Genomic DNA, 25097 nt, shown 5'->3' with positions numbered 1-25097 from the left:
TTGGCTGGGAATCTTGCTAGCTTAACCGCAACGGTCGAAATAAAAAACGCCTCCCGTGCCGAAGCAGGGGAGGCGTCTTTGTCGAATCTGCTGCGATCAGCGTGCCGCCATCGCCTGGCCGGCCGGAGCCAGCAGCGAGAAGCGGTGGCTCATGTCCGATGCCGCCATCTTGAAGCGCGACAGTTCCGACGACGACAGCGGGGCTTGCGCCACCACCTTCATGCCGTTCGGGTCCTTGGCGGTGCCGCCGACGCGGAATTCGTAGTGCAGGTGCGGGCCGGTGGCCCAGCCGGTCGCACCGACATAGCCGATGACGTCGCCCTGGTGCACTTTTTCGCCCTTGCGCAGGCCGCTGACGAAACGGCTCATGTGGCCGTAGGCGGTGCTGTAGTTGGCCCAGTGCTTGAGGACGACGATGTTGCCGTAGCCGTTCTGGGTGCCGACGAAGTCGACGGTGCCGTCGCCGGCGGCGCGGATCGGGGTGCCCATCGGCGCGGCCAGGTCGATGCCGGTGTGCTGTTTCCACACGCCGAAGACCGGGTGCATGCGCATCGAGAAGCCCGACGACACGCGGGTGTAGGCGACCGGCGACTTGAGGAAGCCTTGCTTGAGCGATTTGCCGTCCAGGCTGTAGTAGCCGCCCTGGTGGCTGACCGGGTCTTCGTACCAGACCGACTGGTAGGTGGTGCCGCGGTTGACGAACTCGCCGGCCAGGATGCGGCCGGTGCGCACCAGCTCGCCGTCCTGCCAGAAGGTCTCGTAGACGACCGAGAAATGGTCGCCGCGCTTCAGGTCGGAGCGGAAGTCGATGTTATTCGAGAACATCTCGATGATCTGGTTGACGACCCCGTCCGGCATGCGGCCGCCGTCGGCGTCCGAGTCGGTCGCGGCGTACAGCGAGCTGGAGATTTCGCGCGAACGCATCTCGATGCGGCGCTCCAGTTGCGGCGCGCCTTCCGACACGTCGAACTTGTCGCCCTTGCGGGTCACGGTGATCATCGACGGCGCGTCCTTGCCGTCGATGGTGGCGTGCAGCGACAGCAGCAGGCCGTTCTCGTCGGTCTCGGCCTGGATGCGCTTGCCCGGCTTGAGGGTCAGGATGCGCTTGGCGACCTTGTCGGCGCGGACGAAGTTCTGGGCCTGCGCATCATCGATGCCGAGGCGGGTGAACACCGAACCGAGCGAGTCGCCGCGGCGGATCCGTTCTTCGTGGATGAATTGCTGGGAGTCGTTCTGCAGCGCGGAGATCTGCGCCTGCAGGTTCGGCAGGGCCAGCTGCTCGGTGACCGACTTGACGGGCAGGTCGGCGGGATCCGGCGCGATCGGCGCGACCGCGGTGGCGCCGAGGGCAAACAGCGCAAGCACGCCCGCGCCAGCGGCGACGACGCGGGTCTTGCGGCTGGTGCGCGCCAGTCGATCGGTGATTTTCTGTATAGGGTTCATGCAATCAGTTAAAATTTGCCGCTTGACGTCCCTGAACCACTGCTGTTTTTGTTCTTCTTGTTGTCTAATCTTTATCTGCGGCAAGACTAAGGGGATCGCGCATTATACCAAAATCCAAGCTCCTACAACCAAAATAGTCCTTTTCCTACACGATTTTTATGAACGTTTCTGCGAATTCTGCTAATGAAAAAGCAACCTTGCCATTAAGTGAAAAGGTGCAGGAAGCACTCGCCATTACCAAGCGGGGCGTCGATGAACTGCTGATCGAAAGCGAATTCGCGCAAAAGCTGGCGCGTTCGGAAAAAACCGGCAAGCCCCTGCGCGTGAAGCTGGGCCTGGACCCGACCGCACCGGACCTGCACCTTGGGCACACCGTTGTGCTGAACAAGCTGCGCCAGCTGCAAAACCTCGGCCACCAGGTGATTTTCCTGATCGGCGACTTCACCTCCATGATCGGCGACCCGTCGGGCCGCAACGTGACGCGCCCGCCGCTGACGCGCGAACAGATCGAAACCAATGCGATGACCTACTTCCGCCAGGCCTCGCTGGTGCTCGACCCCGAGCGGACCGAGATCCGCTACAACTCGGAGTGGAGCGATCCGCTGGGCGCGCGCGGCATGATCCAGCTGGCTTCGCGCTACACCGTGGCCCGCATGATGGAGCGCGACGACTTCACCAAGCGCTACAAGAGTGGGACTCCGATCAGTGTTCATGAGTTCCTTTATCCGCTGATGCAAGGATATGATTCAGTGGCTTTGGAATCGGACCTTGAGCTAGGTGGAACGGACCAGAAATTCAACCTGCTGGTGGGCCGCGAATTGCAGAAGGACTACGGGCAAGAGCCCCAGTGCATTCTGACCATGCCGCTGCTGGAAGGCCTGGACGGCGTCGAAAAGATGTCCAAGTCCAAGAACAACTACATCGGCATCACCGAGCCGGGCAATACCATGTTCGGCAAGTTGATGAGTATTTCGGACGTGATGATGTGGCGTTACTACGAGTTGCTGTCATTCCGCTCGATCGGCGACATCGCGCAACTGAAGGCCGACGTCGAGGCCGGCATGAATCCGCGCGACGCCAAGGTCGCGCTGGCCAGGGAGATCGTGACCCGCTTCCACTCGGCCCAGGCCGCGGACGACGCGCTGGCCGACTTCGTCAACCGCGCCAAGGGGGGCATCCCGGACGACGTGCAGGAAGTGGCCGTGTCCGGTGCCCCGCTCGGCATCGGCGTGCTGCTCAAGCAAACGGGGCTGTGCGCCTCCACCTCGGAAGCCAACCGCATGATCGACCAGGGCGGCGTGCGCATCGATGGCGCCGTCATCAGCGACAAGGGCCTCAAGCTGGAAGCGTCCACCTTCGTGCTGCAAGTGGGCAAGCGCAAGTTCGCCCGCGTGACCCTGTCGGCATGATCGGCCTGCTGCAACGGGTCAGCTCGGCCAGCGTCGTGGTCGACGGCGAGACCGTCGGCGCGATCCAGGCCGGGCTGATGGTGCTGGTCTGCGCCGAGAAAGGCGACAGCGAGCGCGAAGCCGAAGCTTTGCTGGCGAAACTGCTGAGTTACCGTGTGTTCGCCGACGATGCCGGCAAGATGAATCGCAGTATCACCGACATCGAAGGCCAGCTGCTGCTGGTGCCGCAGTTCACGCTGGCGGCCGATACCCGCTCCGGCACCCGGCCTTCGTTTTCGCCGGCGGCCGGCCCGGACATCGGTGCGCGCCTGTTCGATTATTTCGTGCGCCGCGCCCGCGCATCCCATGGCAAGGTGGAAACCGGCCGATTCGGTGCGGACATGAAAGTGTCGCTCACCAACGATGGCCCGGTGACTTTCTGGCTTCAGATTGATCCTGTCGGTGCATCACGTTGAAACCTGCAGTATCGCGCCGTAGTCAATGACATAGGCGAGGGGAGAGAGCGATGAAAATCTGGAGCGATACGTTTGCCGAGGGCGGCGCCATCCCGCCGCAGTGCGCGTTTGCGGTCATCGACCCGGCCAGCCACATCAAGCTGTCCAGCAACCGCAACCCGCATCTCGCCTGGGACGAAGTGCCGGCCGGCACCCAGTCGCTGGTGCTGCTATGCCACGACCCGGACGTGCCCAGCGTCGGCACCGACGTCAACCAGGAAGGCCGCACCGTGCCGGCCTCGCTGTCACGCGTCGATTTCTACCACTGGGCCCTGGTCGACCTCCCGGTCAGCCTGAAATCCATCGCGGAAGGCATGTTTTCGGACATGGTCACGCCGCACGGCAAGAGCGGCCCGCTGGTCCCCTTCACCATCAAGAACGGCACCGAGCACGAGCTGCGCCAGGGCGTGAACGACTACACCGGCTGGTTCGCCAGCGACCCGGACATGGCCGGCGAATATTACGGTTATGATGGCCCCTGTCCGCCGTGGAACGACGAGCGGGTGCACGGCTACTTCTTCACCCTGTACGCGCTCGACATCGCGCGCCTGCCGCTCGAAGGCCGCTTCAGCGGCCAGGAAGCACGCCTCGCCATCGTCGGCCACATCCTCGATGAGGCCCAGGTCTTCGGCGTGTATTCGCTCAACCCGGCCGTTGCCGCGACCATCAACAAATAATCCGCGCCCCGGGGTTCGGGCGTCAAGGAACCTCATGTCCGCAGTTACCAACACCAACATCCTGCTGATCCGCCACGGCGAAACGGCCTGGAACGCCGAGCGCCGCCTGCAGGGCCATCTCGACATCGCGCTGAACCCGGAAGGCGAACGCCAGGCCGCGCTGCTGGGCGCCGCCCTGGCTGGCGAGCGCATCGATGTCGTCGCCGCCAGCGACCTGAGCCGCGCGCGCCAGACCGCCGACGCCATCGCCCGCGCGCACGGCCTGCCGGTGCAGATCGACCCGGCCCTGCGCGAGCGCTGCTACGGCGGTTTCGAAGGCCTGCTGTACACCGAGATCGCGCAGCGCTTCCCGCTCCAGTTCGCCGCCTGGCAGGCGCGCGACGTCGACGCCGTGCTGCCGCCGGGCGTCAACCGCGGCGAGACCTTCCGCCAGTTCCACCAGCGCGCCACCGGCGCCTTGCTGCGCTGGGCCAAGGCGCATCCGGGCAAGACCCTGGCCCTGGTCGCGCACGGCGGGGTGCTCGAATGCGCCTACCGCAGCGCGCTCGGCCTGGCGCTCGAATCGCCGCGCGACTTCAAGATCCAGAATGCCAGTGTCAATCGTTTTACCGTCGACAGCGGCGGGCTCGGGCTGGCCAGCTGGGGCGAGGTCGAGCATTTGCGCCAGGGCGTGCTCGACGAATTGAGCTGAGTCCGAGGCCCAACACTGTCGCGTCCGCCACAAATCTTCACAAATAGTGCTAATAAATTGAGCAGTGGTTCGGTTAAAATAGAGAGTTCCCGCTGACTCGACGTTTTCCGCTGCTGTGCAAATCGGCCCCTACATCCTCCGCAATAACGTTTTCGTCGCCCCGATGGCCGGGGTGACCGACCGCCCGTTCCGCCAATTGTGCAAGGAACTCGGGGCCGGCTATGCGGTGTCCGAAATGGCCGCGTCCAATCCGCGCCTGTGGGCCAGCGAAAAGAGCGCGCGCCGCACCGACCACGCCGGCGAAATGGAACCGAAAGCCGTGCAGATCGCCGGCGCGGTGCCGGAGGAATTGGCGGACTGCGCCAAATTCAATGTCGATCGCGGCGCCCAGATCATCGACATCAATATGGGTTGCCCGGTCAAGAAGGTCTGCAACAACTGGTGCGGATCGGCCCTGCTGCAGCACGAAGACCTGGTCGCGCGCATTCTCGATGCGGTGGTGGCGGCGGTCGACGTGCCGGTCACGCTGAAATTCCGCACCGGCTGGAACCGCGAAAACAAGAACGCGCTGCGCATCGCGCGCCTGGCCGAAGATGCCGGCATCCGCATGCTGACCCTGCACGGCCGCACCCGCGCCGACGGCTACAAGGGCGATGCCGAATACGACACCATCGCGGCCGTGAAGGCGGCGGTGAAGATTCCGGTGGTTGCCAACGGCGACATCACCACCCCCGAAAAAGCGAAGTACGTGCTCGATGTCACGGGCGCCGACGCCGTGATGATCGGGCGCGCCGCCCAGGGCCGGCCCTGGATCTGCCGCGAAATCGACCATTACCTGCGCACCGGCGTCCATTTGCCGGCGCCGCTGGTGGCCGAGGTGCGGGCATTGATGCACGCTCACCTGGAAGCGCATTACGCCTTCTATGGTGAATACGTCGGCGTGCGCACCGCACGCAAGCATATCGGCTGGTACGTGCGCGATCTGCCGGGAGGGGAAGCATTCCGGCAGCGTATGAACCTGCTCGAATCGACCGCCGACCAGCTTGCCGCGGTCGACGGGTTTTTCAAATCGCAGATCCGTTATGGCGAACGGTTACAATACCGGCCCGCCCAATTGGACGGCGAAGCGATGGCGGCATAAAAACAGAAGAAAAAAGCAGAACCGGGGACAACGCTGCCCAAGAAGCGGCGTGAGGGAAAAATCAACCAGGATGAAGCAGCAGACATGAGCAAAGAAAGTATTCAGGAAGTCGTCCAGAAAAGCCTTGAGGACTATTTCAACGACCTGGGCGAGCAGAAACCGACCAATATCTACGACATGATGGTCATGACCGTTGAACGCCCGATCCTCGAAGTCGTGATGCACCGCGCGGACGGCAACCAGTCGCACGCGGCGCAAATGCTGGGCATTAACCGCAATACCTTGCGCAAGAAGCTGCAGGAGCACGGCCTCCTGTAAGCGCCGGCAGTCGTGGCCGTGCGATCGGGCGCGGCCGCGGCATGCGCCATCGCCCGATCGCAGAATTTTCACAACCCAGGCCACACCCCATGATCAAACAAGCCCTTATTTCCGTCTCCGACAAGACCGGCGTGCTCGATTTCGCGCGCGCCCTGTCCGCGCTCGGCGTCAACATCCTGTCGACCGGCGGCACCGCCAAGCTGTTGCAGGATAACGGCGTGCAGGTGACCGAGGTCGCCGACTACACCGGTTTCCCGGAAATGCTGGACGGCCGCGTGAAGACGCTGCACCCGAAGGTGCACGGCGGCATCCTTGCACGCCGCGACCTGCCGGAGCACATGGACAAGCTGTCCGAGCACGCCATGCCGACCATCGACATGGTGGTCGTCAACCTCTACCCCTTCCAGCAGACCGTCGCCAAGGAACAGTGCTCGCTGGAAGATGCGATCGAGAACATCGACATCGGCGGCCCGACCATGCTGCGCTCGGCCGCCAAGAACCACCGCGACGTCGTGGTGGTGTGCGATCCGGCCGACTACGGCCTGGTGCTGGCCGAGATGAAAGGCACCGGCGCGGTGGCCGGCGACGTCAGCTATGACACCAAATTCATGCTGGCCAAGAAAGTGTTCGCGCACACGGCGCAATACGATTCGGCCATCACCAACTACCTGACCAGCCTCGGCCCGGACAAGGCGCACGCGACCCGCGCGGCCTACCCGCAGACCTTCAACATGGCCTTCGAGAAGGTGCAGGACATGCGCTACGGCGAGAACCCGCACCAGAGCGCGGCGTTCTACCGCGACCTGGTGCCGGCCGCAGGCGCGCTGGCCAACTACAAGCAGCTGCAGGGCAAGGAACTCTCGTACAACAACATCGCCGACGCGGATGCGGCGTGGGAATGCGTCAAGTCGCTGGGTGGCTTCGAGCAGCCGGCCGGCTGCGTCATCATCAAGCACGCCAACCCCTGCGGCGTGGCGATCGGCGCCGATGCGCTGGACGCCTACTCGCGTGCGCTGAAGACCGACACGACCTCGGCTTTCGGCGGCATCATCGCCTTCAACGTCGAAGTGGACGGCCGCGCGGCCGAGGCGGTCGCCAAGCTGTTCGTCGAAGTGCTGATCGCGCCGTCGTTCACCGCCGAAGCGCTGCAGATCATGGCGGCCAAGCAGAACGTGCGCGTGCTGCAAATCCCGCTGGGCAATGGCCACAACGCATTCGACCTGAAGCGCGTCGGCGGCGGCCTGCTGGTGCAGTCGCCGGACGTGAAGAACGTCGGCATGGGCGAGCTGCGCGTCGTCACCAAGCTGCAGCCGAGCCCGCAACAGATGCAGGACCTGATGTTTGCCTGGCGCGTGGCCAAGTTCGTCAAGTCGAACGCGATCGTGTTCTGCGGTAACGGCATGACCCTGGGCGTGGGCGCGGGCCAGATGAGCCGCGTGGACTCGGCGCGCATCGCGTCGATCAAGGCGCAGAACGCGGGCCTGTCGCTGGCCGGTTCGGCGGTGGCGTCGGACGCCTTCTTCCCGTTCCGCGACGGCCTCGACGTGGTGGTGGACGCGGGCGCGACCTGCGTGATCCAGCCGGGTGGCTCGATGCGCGACCAGGAGGTGATCGATGCGGCGGATGAGCGTGGGGTGGTGATGCTGTACACCGGCACCCGTCACTTCCGTCATTAATCCTTAGCTCTACTACGTCGTCCCCGCGGAGGCGGGGACCCATGCTGAGCATTCAGTTCCGCGCCTCGGACTACGGATGCTGTCTATGGGTCCCCGCCTCCGCGGGGACGACGTGTTTAAGGCTAGCGTGCAAAAAACCTGTGTTTTTGCACAGTATTTCCCCACGAAACTTGCTTGCCGGTATAACATGCGCACATGATTATTCTCGGCATTGACCCGGGCCTGCGCACCACCGGCTTCGGCGTCATCGAAAAGCAGGGCGCGAAGCTGCGCTACATCGCCTCCGGCACCATCAAGACCGGCCAGGAAGGCGCATTGCCGCCGCGGCTGAAGGTGATCCTGGCCGGCGTCGCCGAAATTGTTTCCACTTACCAGCCCCACTGCGCCGCCATCGAGAAGGTGTTCGTCAACGTCAATCCGCACTCGACCCTGCTGCTGGGCCAGGCGCGCGGCGCCGCGATCTCTGCCTTGGTCAGCGCCGACCTCGACGTCGCCGAATACTCGCCCACCCAGATCAAGCAATCCGTGGTCGGCACCGGCAAGGCGGCCAAGCCGCAGGTGCAGGACATGGTCTCGCGCCTGCTCCAGCTGCCCGGCCTGCCCGGCACGGATGCCGCCGATGCGCTCGGCGTCGCGATCTGTCACGCCAACAGCCACGACGCGCTGGCCCTGATCGGCGCGATGGCGCCCGGCATGGACGGCCTGCGCATGAAACGCGGCCGTCTCGTTTAACGCAAAGGAAGCACCCATGATCGGTCGCCTGTCCGGAATCCTGTTGGAAAAGAATCCGCCGCAATTGCTGGTGGATTGCAACGGCGTCGGCTATGAAGTCGACGTGCCGATGAGCACCTTCTACAACCTGCCGCACACCGGCGAGAAAGTGGTGCTGTTCACCCACCTCACCGTGCGCGAGGATGCGCACCTGCTGTTCGGCTTCGGCAGCGCCAGCGAGCGCGCCCTGTTCCGGCAGCTGATCAAGATTTCCGGCATCGGCGCGCGCACCGCACTGGCGATCCTGTCCGGCATGACGGTGGCCGACCTGGCCCAGGCCGTGACGCTGCAGGAATCGGGCCGCCTGATCAAGGTGCCCGGAATCGGCAAGAAGACCGCCGAACGCCTGCTGCTCGAACTCAAGGGCAAGCTCGGCGCGGACATCGGCGCGGTGGCCGGCGGCGCGCGTGACGAGGCGCAATCGGACGTGCTCAATGCGCTGCTCGCTTTGGGGTATTCTGACAAGGAGGCGCTGGCCGCGATCAAGAACCTGCCGGCGGGCTCCAGCGTATCCGACGGCATCAAGTTCGCGCTCAAGGCGCTGTCCAAATCCTGATCAATGAGCATCCAGACCGACAACTTCACCGAGCAGCGCGTCATCGACGCCGCGCCCGCCTCGCCCAACGAGGAGGCGATCGAACGCGCGCTGCGGCCCAAGCAGCTCGACGAATATGTCGGCCAGCAGAAGATCCGCGACCAGCTCGAAATCTTCATCCACGCCGCCCGCAAGCGGCGCGAGGCGCTCGACCACACGCTGCTGTTCGGGCCACCGGGCCTGGGCAAGACCACGCTGGCCCACATCATCGCGCGCGAGATGGGCGTGAACCTGCGCCAGACTTCCGGCCCGGTGCTGGAGCGTCCGGGCGACCTCGCCGCCATCCTCACCAATCTCGAACCGAACGACGTGCTGTTCATCGACGAGATCCACCGCCTGTCGCCGGTGGTCGAGGAGATCCTGTATCCGGCGCTGGAGGACTACCAGATCGACATCATGATCGGCGAGGGCCCGGCCGCGCGTTCGGTCAAGCTCGACCTGCAACCGTTCACGCTGGTGGGCGCGACCACGCGCGCCGGCATGCTGACCAATCCGCTGCGCGACCGCTTCGGCATCGTGGCGCGGCTGGAGTTCTACAACGTCGACGAGCTCACCAAGATCGTCACCCGCAGCGCCGCGCTGCTGGAAGCGCCGATCGACGAGGACGGCGCGCGCGAAGTGGCCAAGCGCGCGCGCGGCACGCCGCGTATCGCCAACCGCCTGTTGCGCCGGGTGCGCGACTACGCCGAAGTGAAGGGCAACGGCGAGATCACGCGCCCGATGGCCGACGCCGCGCTGCGCATGCTGGACGTGGACACGGTCGGCTTCGACGTCATGGACCGCAAGCTGCTCGAAGCGGTGCTGTTCAAGTTCGGCGGCGGCCCGGTCGGCATCGGCAACCTGGCGGCGGCGATCGGCGAGGCGGCCGACACCATCGAAGACGTGCTCGAACCCTACCTGATCCAGCAGGGCTACCTGCAGCGTACTCCGCGCGGACGGGTGGCCACCCCGGCCGCCTACCAGCATTTCGGCGTCGCCGCGCCGCGCATCAGCCCCACCGGGGACCTATGGGACAGCCTGCCCTGAGCCCCCTCGCGGCGCTGACGGGTTGACCGCGGCGCGGAGATTCGGTACAAGGGGGCACCGGCGCCCTCGCGGCGCCTCTACCGAGGGCTCACATGACCGATATCAGCCTGACTCCGCCGCTGGACGACGCCGTGGCGGATGCACCCGGCGCCGCCGACGCCAGCATGTTCTACGTCGTCTCGCGCCGCAAATTCGCCATCCTGTTCATCGCCACCTTCGGCATGTACAGCCTGTTCTGGTTCTTCAAGAACTGGAGCCAGTACCGCTATGCTTCCCAGCTCGCGACGGGGACGCGCCCCTCGATCTGGCCGCTGCCGCGCGCGCTGTTCATGGTGTTCTTCGTCCATTCGCTGTTCAGCAAGGTGAAGGCCTATGGCGCGGACAAGCCAGGCGTCGCGGCCTGGCGCGACCAGCTGCATGCCTGGGTCATCGTTGGCCTGCTGGTCGGCCTGAACGTGCTCGACCTGCTGGAACGGTTCCTTCCCCGCATGCCATTGGCGGACCTGCTGTCCTTCGCCGGGATGGTGCTGCTGCTGTATTCATCGCTGAGGGCGCAGGCAATGATCAACGCCAGCTGCGGCGACCCGGAAGGCGCGCGCAATAACAAGCTGACCGGGGCCAACTACGTGTGGATCCTGCTGGGCGGCCTGGTCTGGGTACTGACCTTCATTGGCGCCTTCACGTCCGGCGCACCGGACGGATACTCGGGCGGGTCGTCGTTCTAGCCGTTCGCGCATGACAGTTGTCATGCCGATTTGATGGCAGGTGCATCTGCCGCCCGCTCCTTGTGACCGCGATACTGTCAAGACGATGAACACCCTGCAGCGCTTCCTCAGCATGCCCTGGATCCCGGAAGAGTACGGGAAGATGCCCTATATGTGGCTCTGCTCGCTCGCCTTCGTGCTGTGGAAGTACCTGTACGTGGCGCCGACCGTGTTCGAGGCAGTGCTGCTGGTGCTGACCGGTTTCGTCTTCCTGCCCGTTTATTTTTACAGCTACCGCGCGACCACCCGCCAGGCGGTAGCCTGCGTGCTGGCCACCTGCGTGCTCGGCGCCATGTGGGCGCAGTACGGATTCTCCAACCTGTTCATCTTCGCCTGCGCGATGTGCGCCCGCGTGCAGCCGATGCGCCGTGCCTACCAGCTGATGGCCTTCGCCACCGCGGTGGCGATCGCCGCCGGCCTGGCGCTGTCGCCCTCGCGCACCATGTACATGATGCCCTTCCTGATCATTGGCATTCCGGTCGGGATTGCGGCGATCTCCGAGTCGGGGCTGCGGCGCTCGCGCCGCGCCCTGATCCGCAAGCAGGAGGAAGTCGAGCACATGGCTCGCATCGCCGAGCGCGAACGCATCTCGCGCGACCTGCATGACCTGCTCGGCCATTCGTTGTCGCTGATCGCGCTGAAGGCGGAGCTGGCGGGCAAGCTGGCCGAGCGTGATCCGGCCGCGGCCCGCAGCGAGATCAGCGATATCGAAACCGCGGCGCGCAAGGCGCTGTCCGAAGTGCGCGCGGCGGTCACCGGCTATCGCCAGAGCGGCCTCGCGAGCGCGCTGGCCAGTGCGCGCGCCAGCCTGGCCGCGGCCAGCGTCCAGCTCGACGAACAAGTGCAGCAGTTCCCGCTGGCGCCGGCAAGCGAGCATGTGCTGGCGCTGGCGCTGTCCGAGGCGGTGACCAATGTGGTGCGCCACGCCGGCGCCACGCACTGCCGCCTGGACCTCGCGCGCGAGGGCGGCGTTGCCGTGCTGCGCGTGGCCGACGACGGCCGCCTGCGCGCCGACTCGGACCTCAAGCGCGGCAATGGCCTGACCGGCATGCACGAACGCGCCGCCGCCGCCGGCGGCACCTTGTCCATCCTGGCCGGTTCGGGCCTGACGCTCGAACTGCGCCTGCCATTGGGAGAAGCTGCATGTATCGCGTCCTGATCGCGGAAGACCAGACGCTGGTGCTGGGGGCGCTGGCGGCGCTGCTCAGGCTCGAGCCCGATCTCGACGTGGTCGGCACCGCATCCAACGGCAAGGATGCGCTGGCGCTGTGCCAGCAGCTCACGCCGGACATCGTGCTCACCGACGTGGAAATGCCGCAGATGACGGGCCTGGAGCTGGCCGCCCAGCTGTCCGAGCGCGGCCTGCCGTGCAAGGTGATGATCCTGACGACCTTCGCGCGCAGCGGCTACCTGCGGCGCGCCTTGTCGGCCGGCGTGCGCGGCTACCTGCTCAAGGACGCGCCGGCGGACACGCTCGCCGCCGCGATCCGCCAAGTGGCGGCCGGCGGCCGCGCGATCGCACCCGAGCTGGCGCTGGAAAGCTGGAACGCGGGCCACGACCCGCTGTCGGACCGCGAACGCCAGGTGCTCCGCCTGGCCGGGGAAGGGAAGACCAGCTCGGAGATCGCGCGGATGGTGCACCTGTCCGATGGCACGGTGCGTAACTATCTGTCGGAAGCGATCAGCAAGCTCAATGCAGGCAACCGCATCGAAGCCTATCGCATGGCGCGCGAGGCGGGGTGGCTGTAGGCGCACAAGATCACGCTTAAGAGAGAACGTCGTTCGCGCGCAGGCGGGAACGACGTTCTCTTTATGCTGAATCGCGCGGCAGCTCAAGCAGGCGGCAGTTCCTGCCCGATCATGATGCGGTGCCCATCGACCGTGCGGATGCCGAATTCGCGCATGCGCCACGGTTCGTTGGTGACAGGCTTGATGATCTCGACGTGGGTGTCGACGACGCGCTGGTGGAAGGCCTCGACATCGTCCACCACCAGATAGGCGTAGTAGGAATGGTCGCCCAGCTGTGACGGCGGCAGCGCGTCGCGACATTCGCCCGCCATGATGCGGCAGGCGTCGCGCGAGTACATGCGCCAGCCCGGGTCTCCCATCTCGTGAATCGAAAAACCCAGCACGTCGCGGTAGAACGCTGACGAGCGTGCCAGGTCGGGCACGGCCAGCACGTACATGTGGCTGCGGATCATTGAGCTCTCCCGTCGGGTGCGGGGCAGCGCGCCCCGCCTGCGGGATATTTTACTGCTCGCGAATCCAGGTCTGCGTACGGCCGAACAACGGTGCGCCGATATAGCCGCGCATGTCGAGCTTCTTGCCCTCGTCCTTGAGGGTGATCTTGGCTTTGTAGGTCTTGCCGTTGTGCGGATCGAGCACGGTGCCGCCGGCGTAGCTGTCGCCATCCTTCTGCAGGCCGTTGAGGATGGTCATGCCGAGCACCGGCTTGTCCTTCAGTTCGCCGTCGCACTTGCTGCAGACCGGGTTCTGGTCCTCGCTCGGCTCACGGATCAGCTTTTCGATCTTGCCGGAAATAACGCCATTGCTTTCGGTAATCCGCACCAAGGATTTCGGCTTGCCAGTGGCGTCGTCGATGGTCTTCCACAGGCCGACCGGGGAATTGTTCTGGGCCCATGCCGATGGCATGGCGAAGACGGCGGCGATCACGGCGGTTTGCAGCAGGGTACGCATGTGGGTCTCCTGTTGTTCTCTGTTATGGAAGGGCCAGTGTAGGAATGGTTGGGCTGGCTTGGCAAGCGGAACGCGGTGATTTTAGAGGGAAGCGTCAATAAACCGTTCAAAAACGTCGTCCCGGTTCGGAGGCCGGGACCCATGCTGAGTATCTGTGCACGCGGCGCGTACTGCGGATGCTGTGTATGGGTCCCGGCCTGCGCCGGGACGACGGTTTTAATGCTAACTGAATGGCTTAAGCCGGCGGCAGCTTCGCGAACTGCTCGCGCATCTTCTCGACGGTCGCCGAGAAGTTGGCCAGGCGTTCCTTCTCCTGCTCGACCACGGCCGCCGGGGCGCGCGCGACGAAGCTCTCGTTGCCCAGCTTGCCGTTGCACTTGGCGATCTCGCCTTCGATGCGAGTGATCTCCTTCGACAGGCGCTCGCGCTCGGCGGCGACGTCGATCTCGACCTTGAGCATCAGCTTGGTGGTGCCGACGATCGACACCGCCGCCGGCGACTCCGGCAGCGCGTCCACGATCTGCACTTCCGATAGCTTGCCCAGCGACTGCACGTAAGGCGCGAAGCCTTCCATGCGCACCTTGTCCTCGGCATTGCCCGGCTCGACGATCAGCGGCACGCGCACCGAGGGCGCCAGCTGCATTTCGCCGCGCAGGTTGCGGGTGGCGTCGGTCAGCGCCTTCAGCTGCGCCATCCACTGCTCCGCGTTCTCGTCGATGGCCGAGGCGTCGGCGAGCGGATAGGGTTGCAGCATGATCGTGTCGCCGGTTTTGCCGGCCAGCGGCGCGACCGCCTGCCACAGCTGCTCGGTGACGAAGGGGATGATCGGGTGCGCCAGGCGCAGCACCACTTCCAGCACGCGCAGCAAGGTATGGCGGGTGGCGCGCTGCTGCGCTTCCGTGCCCTGCTGGACCTGGACCTTGGCCACTTCCAGGTACCAGTCGCAGTACTCGTCCCACACGAACTTGTAGATCGAGGAGGCGATGTTATCGAAGCGGTAGTCGTCGAAGCCCTTGGCCACTTCCTGCTCGGTGCGATTGAGCAGGGAGATGATCCAGCGGTCCGCCGACGACAGGTCCGCGGCATGCGGCGCGCCGCAGTCCTTGCCCTCGGTGTTCATCATCACGAAGCGGGTCGCGTTCCACAGCTTGTTGCAGAAGTTGCGGTAGCCTTCGCAGCGGCCCAGGTCGAAGTTGATGTTGCGGCCCAGCGAAGCGTAGCTCGCCATGGTGAAGCGCACGGCGTCGGTGCCGAACGCCGGAATCCCTTCCGGGAACTCCTTGCGCGTGGCCTTGGCGATCTTCTCGGCGTCGCGCGGATTCATCAGGCCGGTGGTGCGCTTGCTTACCAGCGCGTCCACGCCGATGCCGTCGATCAGGTCGATCGGGTCGAGCGTGTTGCCCTTCGACTTGGACATCTTCTGGCCGCTCGAATCGCGCACCAGGCCGTGCACGTACACGGTATCGAACGGCACCTTGCCGGTGAAGTGCGAGGTCATCATGACCATGCGCGCGACCCAGAAGAAAATGATGTCGAAGCCGGTCACCAGCACCGACGACGGCAGGAAGGCGCGCAGGTCCGGCGTCTCTTCCGGCCAGCCGAGCGTGGAGAAAGGCACCAGCGCCGACGAGAACCAGGTGTCCAGCACATCCTCGTCGCGGTGCAGCGGGCCGAATTCGCCGGCCGCTTCGGCCTTGGCTTTCGCTTCCTCGTCGCTGCGGGCGACGTAGACGTGGCCTTTTTCATCGTACCAGGCCGGGATGCGGTGGCCCCACCACAGCTGGCGCGAGATGCACCAGTCCTGGATGTTATTCAACCATTGGTTGTAAGTGGTGGTCCAGTTCTCCGGCACGAACTTGATCTCGCCGCTGGAGACCTTCTCCAGTGCGACTTCGGCGATCGACTTGCCCGGGTTGAAGGTGCCTTCGGGCGCCGGCTTGCTCATCGCGACGAACCACTGGTCGGTCAGCATCGGCTCGATCACCACGCCGGTGCGGTCGCCGCGCGGCACCATCAGCTTGTGCGGCTTGACTTGTTCCAGCGCGCCTTGCGCTTCGAGGTCGGCCACGATCTGCTTGCGCGCGGCGAAGCGGTCCAGGCCGCGGTACTGCTCGGGCGCGTTGTCGTTGATCTTGGCGTCCAGCGTGAACACGTTGATCATCGGGAGGTTATGGCGCTGGCCCAGCGCGTAGTCGTTGAAGTCGTGCGCCGGCGTGATCTTCACGCAGCCGGTGCCGAATTCCTTGTCCACGTAGGAGTCAGCGACGATCGGCACTTCGCGCCCGGTCAGCGGCAGCTTGATCATTTTGCCGTGCAGGGCCAGGTAGCGCTCATCGGTCGGATCGACCGCGACGGCGGAGTCGCCCAGCATGGTCTCGGGACGGGTGGTCGCGACCGTGATCGAGCCGCTGCCGTCGGCCAGCGGGTACTTGATGTACCACATCGAGCCGTCTTCTTCTTCCGACACCACTTCGAGGTCGGACACGGCGGTGCCCAGTTTCGGGTCCCAGTTGACCAGGCGCTTGCCACGGTAGATCAGGCCCTGTTCGAACAGGCGCACGAAGACCTCGGCCACCACTTTCGAGCGCGGCTCGTCCATCGTGAAGTATTCGCGGCCCCAGTCGGCGGACGCGCCCAGGCGGCGCATCTGGCCGGTGATGGTGCTGCCCGATTTTTCCTTCCACTCCCAGACCTTCTCGATGAAGGCGTCGCGGCCGAGGTCATGGCGCGAGATTTTCTGCGCGTCCAGCTGGCGTTCGACCACGATCTGGGTCGCGATGCCGGCGTGGTCGGTGCCCGGGATCCAGGCCGTGTTGTGGCCGCGCATGCGGTAGTAGCGCGTCAGGCCGTCCATGATGGTCTGGTTGAACGCGTGCCCCATGTGCAGCGTGCCCGTCACATTCGGCGGCGGCAGCTGGATGCTGAACGACTCTTTGGACGGATCGGTGGTGGCGCTGAAGTAACCGCGCTGCTCCCACTCGCTGCGCCAGAACTGTTCAATATCGGCTGGCTCGAAAGACTTGGCTAATTCCATGGTGATGGCGTGTAAATTTGGCGAAAAGGACCATTATAGATGACCGAGCGACCGCGCGGTTTTACGCATGCCGGCATGCGTCACGCCCTTTTGTGCCACCGCAGCGCCTGATGGCTGGCCTGCCCGTATAAAGTAGGTCTCGCGGAACCGCGATTCTCGCGCAAACCTCTATACTGGAACCGGACGATCGATGAAGCGTCTTCTATTTTTGGGCACGTCGTTCGCCGATTTGCAGGCCTTCCCGAAGCAGGTTCGGCGGGTAGCGGGTGTCGAGCTGCAGAGGGTTCAGGAGGGAGGGATGCCCCGAGACTGGAAACCAATGCCCAACGTAGGACAGGGAGTTATCGAGATTCACCTACATGCTGAGGCTGGAGCCTTCCGCGTCATGTATGTGGCAAGCATCGGTCCGCAAGTCATCGTGCTGCATTGCTTTCAAAAGAAAACTCAAAGCACATCGAAAGGAGATATTGCGATGGCAGCTAGAAGATATCGTTCCTTCATTGGTGGAGGTGTGCGATGAACAAGTCCGGCCAGATGTTTGACAGCGTTTGGGATGCGATCGAGGATACATCGGAGGATGCCGCTGACATGAAAGTACGCGCGAGCTTCCTGATTGCGCTGACCAGGCACATCCAAAACCAGCGGTGGACTCCTGAGGAAGCGGCCGCCCGGCTCGACATTCCTGCCACAAGGCTGAACGACTTGACAAACGACCGAATTTGGACTTTTGGACAAGACGAACTTGCCGAACTATGCCGTCGAGCAGGCTGCAGCCTTGAGCCGTCAGGGCGTGACGACCTGCCCCCTGGCGAAGCTGAAGCCCTTCACCGGCAGACGTAGCGATACCCCGGCGGCGATCAGCAGCAAAGCACCTGCAGCGCCGAATGCGATCCAGTGCGAGCCGAAGTGCTCGTAACCCCAGCCGCCCAGCCACGAGCTGATCATGGCGCCGACCTGGTGCACCATGTAGGCATAGCCGTACAGCACACCCACCAGCCGCACCCCGTACACGTCGGCGATGATGGCGGACGACAGTGCGACGCTGCCGGCCCAGACCAGGCCGCCGATCGCGGCAGCGGCGTACAGCTCGAAATGCGTCCCCACCAGCAGCAGCGCAAAGAAACCCAGTCCGCGGACGAAATAAATGGTCGCCAGGATGTTCTTGCGCGGCAGCTTGTCGGCCACGCGCGCCAGCATCTGGGTGCCGGCGATGGCCACCACGCCGATCAGGCCGATGCCAAAGGCGGCGGTCGAGGCGTCGAAACCATGGTCCATCAGCATCGGGACGCCATGCGTTCCCAGCAGGTTCATGCTGAAGCCGCAGGCGAACAGGCCTGCCGCGACTTTCCAGAAGGGGGCAGTGCGCACCGCCTCCCCCAGCGTCAGGCTGGGGGCAAGCGCAGTCCGGGCCGGCGTCGCGGCGATCTGGCCGGGCAGCAGGTCGGTATGCTCCGGCGCGTCGTCGCGAATGATGAACAGGGCCGACGGCACGGTAGCCAGGGCGAGCACGGCGCCGAACGCGAGCAGGGTGTTCTGCCAGCCGAAGGTCCGGATCGCGAATGAAAACAGCGGCGTCAGCAGGGCCATGCCCGCCATCGATCCGCTCGAGACGAGGAACAGCGCCATGCCGCGCTGGCGCGTGAACCAGCGGCTGATGACAGGCGTGAGCGCCACCTGGCCGGTGAAGGACAGGCCCAGCGACAGCAGCACGCCGTAGGACAGCAACAGCGACAGCGCGGAGCGTGCGGCGACGGTCCACAGGATCGCGCCGACCACGATGACGGTGCCGGCCAGCAGCACGAAGCGTGTGCTGAAGCGCCCGGCCAGGTAGCCCGCCAGCGGCATGCCGGCGCCATAGAACAGCATGCCGACGGCAATGATCGAAGACAGTTCGCTGCGCGACATGCCCAGGCTGGTCGCCATCGGCACGAGGAAGGGGCCAATGCTCATGCGCAGGCCGACCGTGAGCAGGGTCAGCACGGTGGCGGCGGCGACGATGTTCCAGCCGAAGTACCAGCGGCTTGCGGGAGCTTGGTTCACGCGGCGTCCTTTATGAGAAAAATGAATAAGGATCAATTTTATCCAATCCACACGCGAGCCGCCGAAGGAGGGTTTCGTTTGCCGCGCGTGGCTGCATGCTCGCGTGCGGCTTGCTATGATGGCAAATCCCGCGGCAGTGCCGCGAACCGATAACAGGAAGAACACATGAAGACCAAGGCAGCAATTGCATGGAAGGCGGGTCAACCGCTGATGATCGAGGAAGTCGATCTCGACGGCCCGCGCGAAGGGGAAGTCCTCATCGAAGTGAAAGCCACCGGCATTTGCCACACCGACTACTACACGCTGTCCGGCGCAGATCCGGAAGGCATCTTCCCCGCGATCCTCGGCCATGAAGGCGCGGGCGTCGTGGTCGATACCGGCCCGGGCGTGAAGAGCCTGCGCCAGGGCGACCACGTGATCCCGCTGTACACGCCGGAATGCCGCCAGTGCAAATTCTGCCTGTCGCAAAAGACCAACCTGTGCCAGGCGATCCGCAGCACCCAGGGCCGCGGCCTGATGCCCGACGCGACCACGCGCTTCCATCTCGACGGCAAGCCGCTGTTCCACTACATGGGCACCTCCACCTTTTCCAACTACATCGTGGTGCCGGAAATCGCGGTGGCCAAGATCCGCTCGGACGCGCCGTTCGACAAGGTCTGCTACATCGGCTGCGGCGTCACCACCGGCATTGGCGCCGTGATCTTCACGGCCAAGGTGGAGGCGGGCGCGAATGTGGTGGTGTTCGGCCTGGGCGGCATCGGCCTGAACGTGATCCAGGCGGCGAAGATGGTCGGCGCGGACAAGATCATCGGTGTCGACCTGAACCCGGGTCGCGAGGCAATGGCACGCAAGTTCGGCATGACCCATTTCATCAACCCGAAGGATGTCGAGAACGTGGTCGACACCATCGTCCAGCTGACCGACGGCGGCGCCGACTACAGCTTCGAATGCGTGGGCAACGTGCAGCTAATGCGCCAGGCGCTGGAATGCACCCACAAGGGCTGGGGCCAGTCGGTCATCATCGGGGTCGCGGAAGCGGGCAAGGAAATTTCCACGCGACCGTTCCAGCTGGTCACCGGACGCCAGTGGAAAGGCTCGGCCTTCGGCGGCGCCCGCGGCCGTACCGACGTGCCGAAGATCGTCGACTGGTACATGGAAGGCAAGATCAACATCGACGACCTGATCACCCACCACCTGAAGCTGGAAGACATCAACAAGGGCTTCGACCTGATGAAGGCAGGAGAGTCGATCCGCTCGGTGGTCGTGTATTAAGCTCCGGCGCTCGCCGTAAAGAGATCGTCGTTCCTGCGCACGCCGGAATCCCATTTCGTACCGCAGCCGCGCACGCAAAATGGGGCCCCCGCTTTCGCGAGGGCGACGTTCTACCCTCCGTTTTTTGTCGCGCATCCCGCAAATCCTGCAGGCCGTCGCACACCGATAGCCCCGCCCATTCCATTCCCCTAAAGTTGTCACCAACGGCAACCGTCCGCCAAGAAGTAGAAAAAAAGTTCTAGACTTTTTGTTCTAGTTCTCTTAACCTTGATTCGAACAACAACGGGGGAGACATGCGCGAGCGAACCACATCGCAGGAGAGGCGTCCATGAACGCGATCCTGTCCGCTTTCGTCCCCAGCCTGGGCTGGGCGCTGCTCGACTTCGTCTGGCAGGGCCTGCTGGTCGGCTGGTGCGCGGCGCTGCTGCTGGCGCTGCTCGGCAAGGCGCGGCCGCAAGTGCGCTATGCGATCGCTTGCGCGGCGCTGCTGCTGTGCGCGGCCTTGCCGATCGCCGGCACCGTCCACCGCATGCTGGCCGAGCAGGGCGCCCCCGCCAGCAGTTTGCCGCTGGCCCTGGCCGATGCGGCCGCCATCACACAAGCCGTCCCCGCTGGCGTCGCCTTGCCGGTTGACCAGCTCGCCATATGGCAAGCTGCCCTGCAGCAGCGCCTGCCCCTGGTCATCCTCGCCTGGTCGGTGGGCGCGGGCCTGCTGGCGCTGCGCATGCTGCTCGGCCTGTTGTGGGTGCGCCGCCTGAGCCGTCCCGGCCGCTACGCCCGCAATCCCGCATGGCAAGCGAGGCTCGACCGGCTCGCCGCCGCAATGGGCATCGCGCGCCGCGTCACGCTCGGCGTGGTCGATGAACTCGGCAGCCCGGTCACCGCCGGCTGGTGGCGGCCCGTCGTGCTGGTGCCGGCATCACTGCTGTCGGGCATGCCGCCGGATCTGCTGGAAGCCTTGCTGGCGCATGAACTGGCGCACGTGCGCCGCTTCGATTACCTCGTCAATTTGATTCAAAGCGCAATCGAAATTCTGTTGTTCTACCACCCCACAGTGTGGTGGTTGTCGAACCGCATCCGCGTCGAGCGGGAACAGATTGCCGATGACTTAGCCGCAAGCACGCTCGGCGAACCGCGGCGCCTGGCACTTGCATTGTCCGAGCTGGATCTGTTCCAGCTGTCCACCCCGCAACTTGCCCATGCAGCCCATGGAGGAGACCTTATGTCCCGCATTAAACGCCTGGTTCGTCCCGAATCCGAACCGCTGAACTGGAAGCTCGCACTGCCCATCCTTGGCCTGGCCGTGTGCGCCGCCATTTACACCCACGCCGGCACGGCCCAGGCCGCGACCGACAAGCCCGCCGCGCGCGATGCCGCCGTCCACCAGCAGCGCGATGCCGACGACAGCTATGCCCTGGTCCGCGATGATGTGCACGGCACCAATATCAACGGCGATTCGCGCCACCGCAGCGAGATCAAGGAGATCAAGCGCCACGTGAACGGCGAATTCCTGTGGTTCCGCGACGGCGGCAAGTCCTACATCGTGCAGGACCAGGACATCCTCCGCCGCGTCGACGCGGCCTGGGCGCCGGTCGACAAGCTGGGCGAGCAAATGAATGTCTACGGCGAGCAGATGGACGTGCACGGCAAGAAAATGGCCGTGCTCGGCAAGCAGATCGAAGCGGACGCAGCGCGCATCAAGCCCATGGACCAGAAAACCAGCCGCGAGTTCGAACGCAAGATGAACGAGCTGGGCCGCCAGATGAACAAGCTGGGCGAGCGCTTCGCCAGCGCCGACGGCGCCGAGCGCGACCGTCTCGAACGCAAGATGAGCGAGTTGGGCAGGCAGATGGAGGAACTGGGCCGCCGTTTCGGCGAGCAGATCAAGCCGCAGATCCAGCAGCAGGTCGAGGTGTCGATGAAGGCCACCAGCGGCCAGATGGAAGAGCTGCGCGTCCCGATGGACGAGCTGGGCAAGAAGATGGGCGAACTCGGCAAGCAGATGGAACGGGAAGCGAAAAGCGCCGACAAGACCGTGGGCGAGCTGATCCGCGAAGCGCAGGCGAAGGGGCTGGCACAACCGGCGCCGCTCGGCTGATTGTCCCGCAGCGAAGGGGCGGTGCCCCTTCGCCGACATGCAGATGTCGCTGTAAGAATCTGTTTCAGTTGATGAGCGGGCAAATCCTTTTTGATAAATTGCGGGTCAGCAACTTAGTCAATACATAAACGACTGGTTGCGATGACCATTTTTTCAAAATCAAAAGGATCCCTATGATCAAGCACATCATCGCTACCGCCGCGCTTGCCGGCATCGCCGCCCTTGCCAACGCCGCCGAGCCGGCCGCCGCCCCGTTCTCCGCGCCGGGCGCCATGTACATCGGCGGCGACGTCGGCGCCACCAAGCTGACCGGCGCCGCCGATGGCAACCGCACCAGCTACAGCGCCTTCGCCGGCTACACCTTGAACCCGAACTTCGCCGTCGAGGCCGGCTTTGGTCGCCTGTACGACTGGAGCGGCTATGGCGCCAGCGAGCGCGGCAACCAGGCATCGCTGTCGCTGCTTGGTTCGGTTCCGGTCACTTCCCAACTGAGCATCTACGGCCGCCTGGGCGTCAACCAGATCTCGATGCGCGGCGAAGTCCCGACCGGCAACGGCATGTACTCCTTCAAGGACGACACCACCCGCGCGCTGCTGGGTGTTGGCGCGAACTACAAGCTGACGGAAAAGGTGTCGGCGCGCATCGAAGTGCAGCGCCCGGGCCTGGACCTGACCAACTACAAGGCCGGCATCAGCTACGCATTCTGATTCCTTCGTTTCAAATGACGAAGGCGAGGGCGCGAGTCCTCGCCTTTTTGTTTGCGCGTCGGATCATTATTGATAGCTAGACAATTGTGTGGCAGCATACCGGCGGTCGTGACCCCGCCTTTGGAGCCCCCATGCGCCACCTGATTCGCCTTGCCGTCACCCTCGTTTGCGCCGGCGCCGGCGCCCTTGCCGCCGCCCAGACCGCACCCGCCCAGCAGGACAAGCCCGCGACTTCCTTCCCGTACACGCCGGGCCTGGACACCAGCGCGATGGACAAGAGCGCCGATCCCTGCGTCGATTTCTACCAGTACGCCTGTGGCGGCTGGATGAAGAACAATCCGATTCCGGCCGACCAGGCGCGCTGGTCGGTGTACGGCAAGCTGGCGCAGGACAACCAGCGCTTCCTGTGGGGCGTGCTCGACGAGCTGTCCAAGAAAAAGGAAGGCCGCAACGCGACCCAGCAGAAGATCGGTGACTACTTCGGCGCCTGCATGAACGAAGCGGCCATCGAGCAACGCGGCGCCGCGCCGCTCAAGCCTTACTTCGACCGCATCGCCACCATGCATTCGGTGAAGGACCTGGCCCCGGTGCTGGCATCGCTGCACATGGACCTGGCCGATGCCGGCCTGTTCTTCGGCTTCGATTCCGGCCAGGACTTTGCCGATGCAAGCCGCGTGATCGCCTTTGCGGGCGCAGGCGGCCTCGGCCTGCCGGACCGCGATTCCTACCTGAAGACTGATGCCAAGTCGAAGGAAATCCGCGACAAGTACGTGGCCCACGTCGCCCATATGTTCCAGCTGTCCGGCGCGAGCGCCGCGCAGGCCCAACGCGCCGCCGCCACGGTGATGGAGATCGAGACCGCGTTGGCCAAGGCCTCGCTGTCGCGGGTCGACAAGCGCGATCCCTACAAGCTGTTCCACAAGATGGACGACAAGGGCCTGCAGGCATTGACACCCGGCTTCGACTGGCACGCCTACCTGGCCGCTGTCGGCAAGCCGAAGCTCGACAGCTTCAACGTCACCGAGCCGGCCTTCTTCAAGGAATTCGCCAAGCTGCTGGGCAGCAAGGACCTGGCGGCGATCCAGACCTATCTGCGCTGGCACGTGATGCACTCGATGGCGCCGGCCTTGTCGTCGAACTTCGACAAGGAAAATTTTGCCTTCTTCAGCAAGACCCTGCGCGGCGTCCAGCAGCAGCCGCCGCGCTGGAAGCGTTGCGTGCGCCTGGTCGACACCCAGCTCGGCGAAGCGCTGGGCCAGGAATTCGTGGCGCGCGCCTTCGCGCCCGAGCTCAAGGCCAAGTCCCTGCACATGACGCGCCAGATCGAAGACGCGATGAAGAAGGACATCGAGGAGCTCGACTGGATGAGCCCGGATACCAAGAAGCGCGCGCAGGCCAAGCTGGCCGCGATCGTCAACAAGATTGGCTACCCGGACAAATGGCGCGATTACGCGGCTTACGTCGTGAAGCCGGGCGACTTCGTCGGCAACGTGGTGCGCGGCAACGAGTTCGAAGTGAAGCGCCAGTTAGCCAAGATCGGCAAGCCGCTTGACCGCAGCGAATGGGGCATGACGCCGCCGACGGTGAACGCCTACTTCAACCCGCAGATGAACGACATCAACTTCCCGGCTGGCGTGCTGCAGCCGCCGCTGTTCGATCCGAAAATGGATGACGCGCCCAACTACGGCAACACCGGCGGCACCATCGGCCACGAGCTGACCCACGCCTTCGACGACGAAGGCCGCCAGTTCGACGAACATGGCAACCTGAAGGACTGGTGGACGAAGAAGGACGCCAAGGCCTTCGAGGAGCGTGCGCAATGCATCGTCGACCAGTACGCGCAGTACACGGTGGTGGACGACATCAAGATCAACAGCAAGCTGACGCTGGGCGAAGACGTGGCCGATCTCGGTGGCCTGATCCTCGGCTGGATGGCATGGAAGGAACAGATGGCGAGCTTGCCGCAGCAAGCCCAGCCGATGCGTGATGGCCTGACGCCGGAGCAGCGCTTCTTCGTCGGCTACGCACAATGGGCCTGCGAAAACGACCGTCCGGAAAACCTGCGCGTGCACGCGATGACCGACCCGCACTCGCCGGGCCGCTTCCGCGTCAACGGCTTGATGGTGAACATGCCGCAGTTCCAGCAGGCCTTCCAGTGCAAGGCGGGGCAGCCGATGGTCAAGGAGAAGCGCTGCCGCGTTTGGTGATCGCAACTGATTGTATAAGAGAGAACGTCGTTCCCGC

General features: G+C 64.5%; 24 protein-coding genes. 19 read left to right on the top strand and 5 right to left on the bottom strand.

What is annotated here, in order from left to right:
* Positions 1–96: 96 nt before the first annotated feature.
* A complete protein-coding gene (locus tag NX778_RS16630) occupies positions 97–1443 on the bottom strand; it encodes a M23 family metallopeptidase (RefSeq protein ID WP_258812886.1) in 1347 nt (448 codons plus the stop codon).
* A gap of 158 nt (positions 1444–1601) precedes the next feature.
* Here NX778_RS16630 and tyrS point away from each other — a divergent pair, with 158 nt between their 5' ends.
* The 13 genes from tyrS (at position 1602) to NX778_RS16565 (ending at position 12754) form a co-directional block, all read left to right on the top strand.
* Positions 1602–2852, top strand: coding sequence for a tyrosine--tRNA ligase (tyrS, locus tag NX778_RS16625; protein ID WP_258812885.1), 1251 nt, complete (start codon positions 1602–1604; stop codon positions 2850–2852).
* Positions 2849–3307, top strand: a complete 459-nt coding sequence (gene dtd, locus NX778_RS16620; protein ID WP_258812884.1) for a D-aminoacyl-tRNA deacylase — start codon at positions 2849–2851, stop codon at positions 3305–3307. The genes tyrS and dtd overlap by 4 nt, the downstream gene beginning before the upstream one ends.
* A 50-nt stretch (positions 3308–3357) precedes the next feature.
* Positions 3358–4023 carry a YbhB/YbcL family Raf kinase inhibitor-like protein gene (locus NX778_RS16615; RefSeq protein ID WP_258812883.1) on the top strand — a complete coding sequence of 222 codons (666 nt, stop codon included), beginning with the start codon at positions 3358–3360 and terminating at the stop codon, positions 4021–4023.
* A gap of 34 nt (positions 4024–4057) precedes the next feature.
* Positions 4058–4714 carry a histidine phosphatase family protein gene (locus tag NX778_RS16610; RefSeq protein WP_258812882.1) on the top strand — a complete coding sequence of 219 codons (657 nt, stop codon included), beginning with the start codon at positions 4058–4060 and terminating at the stop codon, positions 4712–4714.
* A gap of 115 nt (positions 4715–4829) precedes the next feature.
* Entirely contained in the window at positions 4830–5855 is a 1026-nt protein-coding gene (dusB, locus tag NX778_RS16605; protein WP_258812881.1) for a tRNA dihydrouridine synthase DusB, read from the top strand.
* Positions 5856–5939: 84 nt separating this feature from the next.
* Positions 5940–6173, top strand: coding sequence for a helix-turn-helix domain-containing protein (locus NX778_RS16600; protein WP_258812880.1), 234 nt, complete (start codon positions 5940–5942; stop codon positions 6171–6173).
* Between the two features lie 89 nt (positions 6174–6262).
* Entirely contained in the window at positions 6263–7849 is a 1587-nt protein-coding gene (gene purH / locus NX778_RS16595) for a bifunctional phosphoribosylaminoimidazolecarboxamide formyltransferase/IMP cyclohydrolase (protein WP_258812879.1), read from the top strand.
* A gap of 195 nt (positions 7850–8044) precedes the next feature.
* Positions 8045–8581, top strand: a complete 537-nt coding sequence (gene ruvC / locus NX778_RS16590; RefSeq protein ID WP_258812878.1) for a crossover junction endodeoxyribonuclease RuvC — start codon at positions 8045–8047, stop codon at positions 8579–8581.
* Positions 8582–8597: 16 nt separating this feature from the next.
* Positions 8598–9176 (top strand): Holliday junction branch migration protein RuvA, encoded by a 579-nt coding sequence (gene ruvA, locus NX778_RS16585; protein WP_258812877.1) that lies wholly within the window; start codon positions 8598–8600, stop codon positions 9174–9176.
* Positions 9177–9179: 3 nt separating this feature from the next.
* Positions 9180–10241 (top strand): Holliday junction branch migration DNA helicase RuvB, encoded by a 1062-nt coding sequence (gene ruvB / locus NX778_RS16580; protein ID WP_258812876.1) that lies wholly within the window; start codon positions 9180–9182, stop codon positions 10239–10241.
* A 92-nt stretch (positions 10242–10333) separates the two neighbouring features.
* Complete coding sequence (locus NX778_RS16575; RefSeq protein ID WP_258812875.1) at positions 10334–10966, top strand: hypothetical protein; 633 nt, start codon at positions 10334–10336, stop codon at positions 10964–10966.
* 85 nt (positions 10967–11051) lie between these two features.
* Positions 11052–12164, top strand: coding sequence for a sensor histidine kinase (locus NX778_RS16570; protein ID WP_258812874.1), 1113 nt, complete (start codon positions 11052–11054; stop codon positions 12162–12164).
* A complete protein-coding gene (locus NX778_RS16565; RefSeq protein ID WP_258812873.1) occupies positions 12149–12754 on the top strand; it encodes a response regulator transcription factor in 606 nt (201 codons plus the stop codon). The genes NX778_RS16570 and NX778_RS16565 overlap by 16 nt, the downstream gene beginning before the upstream one ends.
* Before the next feature lie 83 nt (positions 12755–12837).
* Here the strand turns inward: NX778_RS16565 and NX778_RS16560 are convergent, their stop codons facing one another.
* From NX778_RS16560 to NX778_RS16550, 3 genes are all read right to left on the bottom strand, one after another.
* Entirely contained in the window at positions 12838–13206 is a 369-nt protein-coding gene (locus tag NX778_RS16560) for a VOC family protein (RefSeq protein ID WP_258812872.1), read from the bottom strand.
* A gap of 49 nt (positions 13207–13255) precedes the next feature.
* A complete protein-coding gene (locus NX778_RS16555) occupies positions 13256–13702 on the bottom strand; it encodes a DUF2147 domain-containing protein (RefSeq protein ID WP_258812871.1) in 447 nt (148 codons plus the stop codon).
* 235 nt (positions 13703–13937) lie between these two features.
* Positions 13938–16736, bottom strand: a complete 2799-nt coding sequence (locus NX778_RS16550) for a valine--tRNA ligase (protein ID WP_258812870.1) — start codon at positions 16734–16736, stop codon at positions 13938–13940.
* Between the two features lie 190 nt (positions 16737–16926).
* Here NX778_RS16550 and NX778_RS16545 point away from each other — a divergent pair, with 190 nt between their 5' ends.
* Both NX778_RS16545 and NX778_RS16540 read left to right on the top strand, forming a co-directional pair.
* Complete coding sequence (locus NX778_RS16545; protein WP_258812869.1) at positions 16927–17256, top strand: type II toxin-antitoxin system RelE/ParE family toxin; 330 nt, start codon at positions 16927–16929, stop codon at positions 17254–17256.
* On the top strand, positions 17253–17576 hold the full coding sequence (locus NX778_RS16540) for a helix-turn-helix domain-containing protein (RefSeq protein ID WP_258812868.1): 324 nt from the start codon (positions 17253–17255) through the stop codon (positions 17574–17576). Before NX778_RS16545 ends, NX778_RS16540 begins: the two co-directional genes overlap by 4 nt.
* Here NX778_RS16540 and NX778_RS16535 read toward each other — a convergent pair.
* The gene (locus NX778_RS16535) at positions 17520–18776 is read right to left on the bottom strand and encodes an MFS transporter (protein WP_258812867.1); all 1257 of its coding nucleotides are present in this window, start codon (positions 18774–18776) and stop codon (positions 17520–17522) included. The genes NX778_RS16540 and NX778_RS16535 overlap by 57 nt on opposite strands.
* A 165-nt stretch (positions 18777–18941) precedes the next feature.
* Here NX778_RS16535 and NX778_RS16530 point away from each other — a divergent pair, with 165 nt between their 5' ends.
* The 4 genes from NX778_RS16530 (at position 18942) to NX778_RS16515 (ending at position 25060) form a co-directional block, all read left to right on the top strand.
* Positions 18942–20048: an S-(hydroxymethyl)glutathione dehydrogenase/class III alcohol dehydrogenase gene (locus NX778_RS16530; RefSeq protein ID WP_258812866.1), complete on the top strand. Its 1107-nt coding sequence runs from the start codon at positions 18942–18944 to the stop codon at positions 20046–20048.
* 328 nt (positions 20049–20376) lie between these two features.
* The gene (locus NX778_RS16525; protein ID WP_258812865.1) at positions 20377–22146 is read left to right on the top strand and encodes a M56 family metallopeptidase; all 1770 of its coding nucleotides are present in this window, start codon (positions 20377–20379) and stop codon (positions 22144–22146) included.
* A 173-nt stretch (positions 22147–22319) separates the two neighbouring features.
* Positions 22320–22853 carry an outer membrane beta-barrel protein gene (locus tag NX778_RS16520; RefSeq protein ID WP_258812864.1) on the top strand — a complete coding sequence of 178 codons (534 nt, stop codon included), beginning with the start codon at positions 22320–22322 and terminating at the stop codon, positions 22851–22853.
* Positions 22854–22984: 131 nt separating this feature from the next.
* Positions 22985–25060, top strand: a complete 2076-nt coding sequence (locus tag NX778_RS16515; protein WP_258812863.1) for a M13 family metallopeptidase — start codon at positions 22985–22987, stop codon at positions 25058–25060.
* The last annotated feature ends 37 nt before the right edge of the window (positions 25061–25097 follow it).

Source organism: Massilia terrae (assembly GCF_024753145.1).
In the GTDB taxonomy this organism is placed as follows: domain Bacteria; phylum Pseudomonadota; class Gammaproteobacteria; order Burkholderiales; family Burkholderiaceae_D; genus Telluria; species Telluria terrae.
The sequence above is the reverse complement of the archived record's forward strand: the minus strand, read 5'-3'. Positions and strand labels throughout refer to the sequence as shown.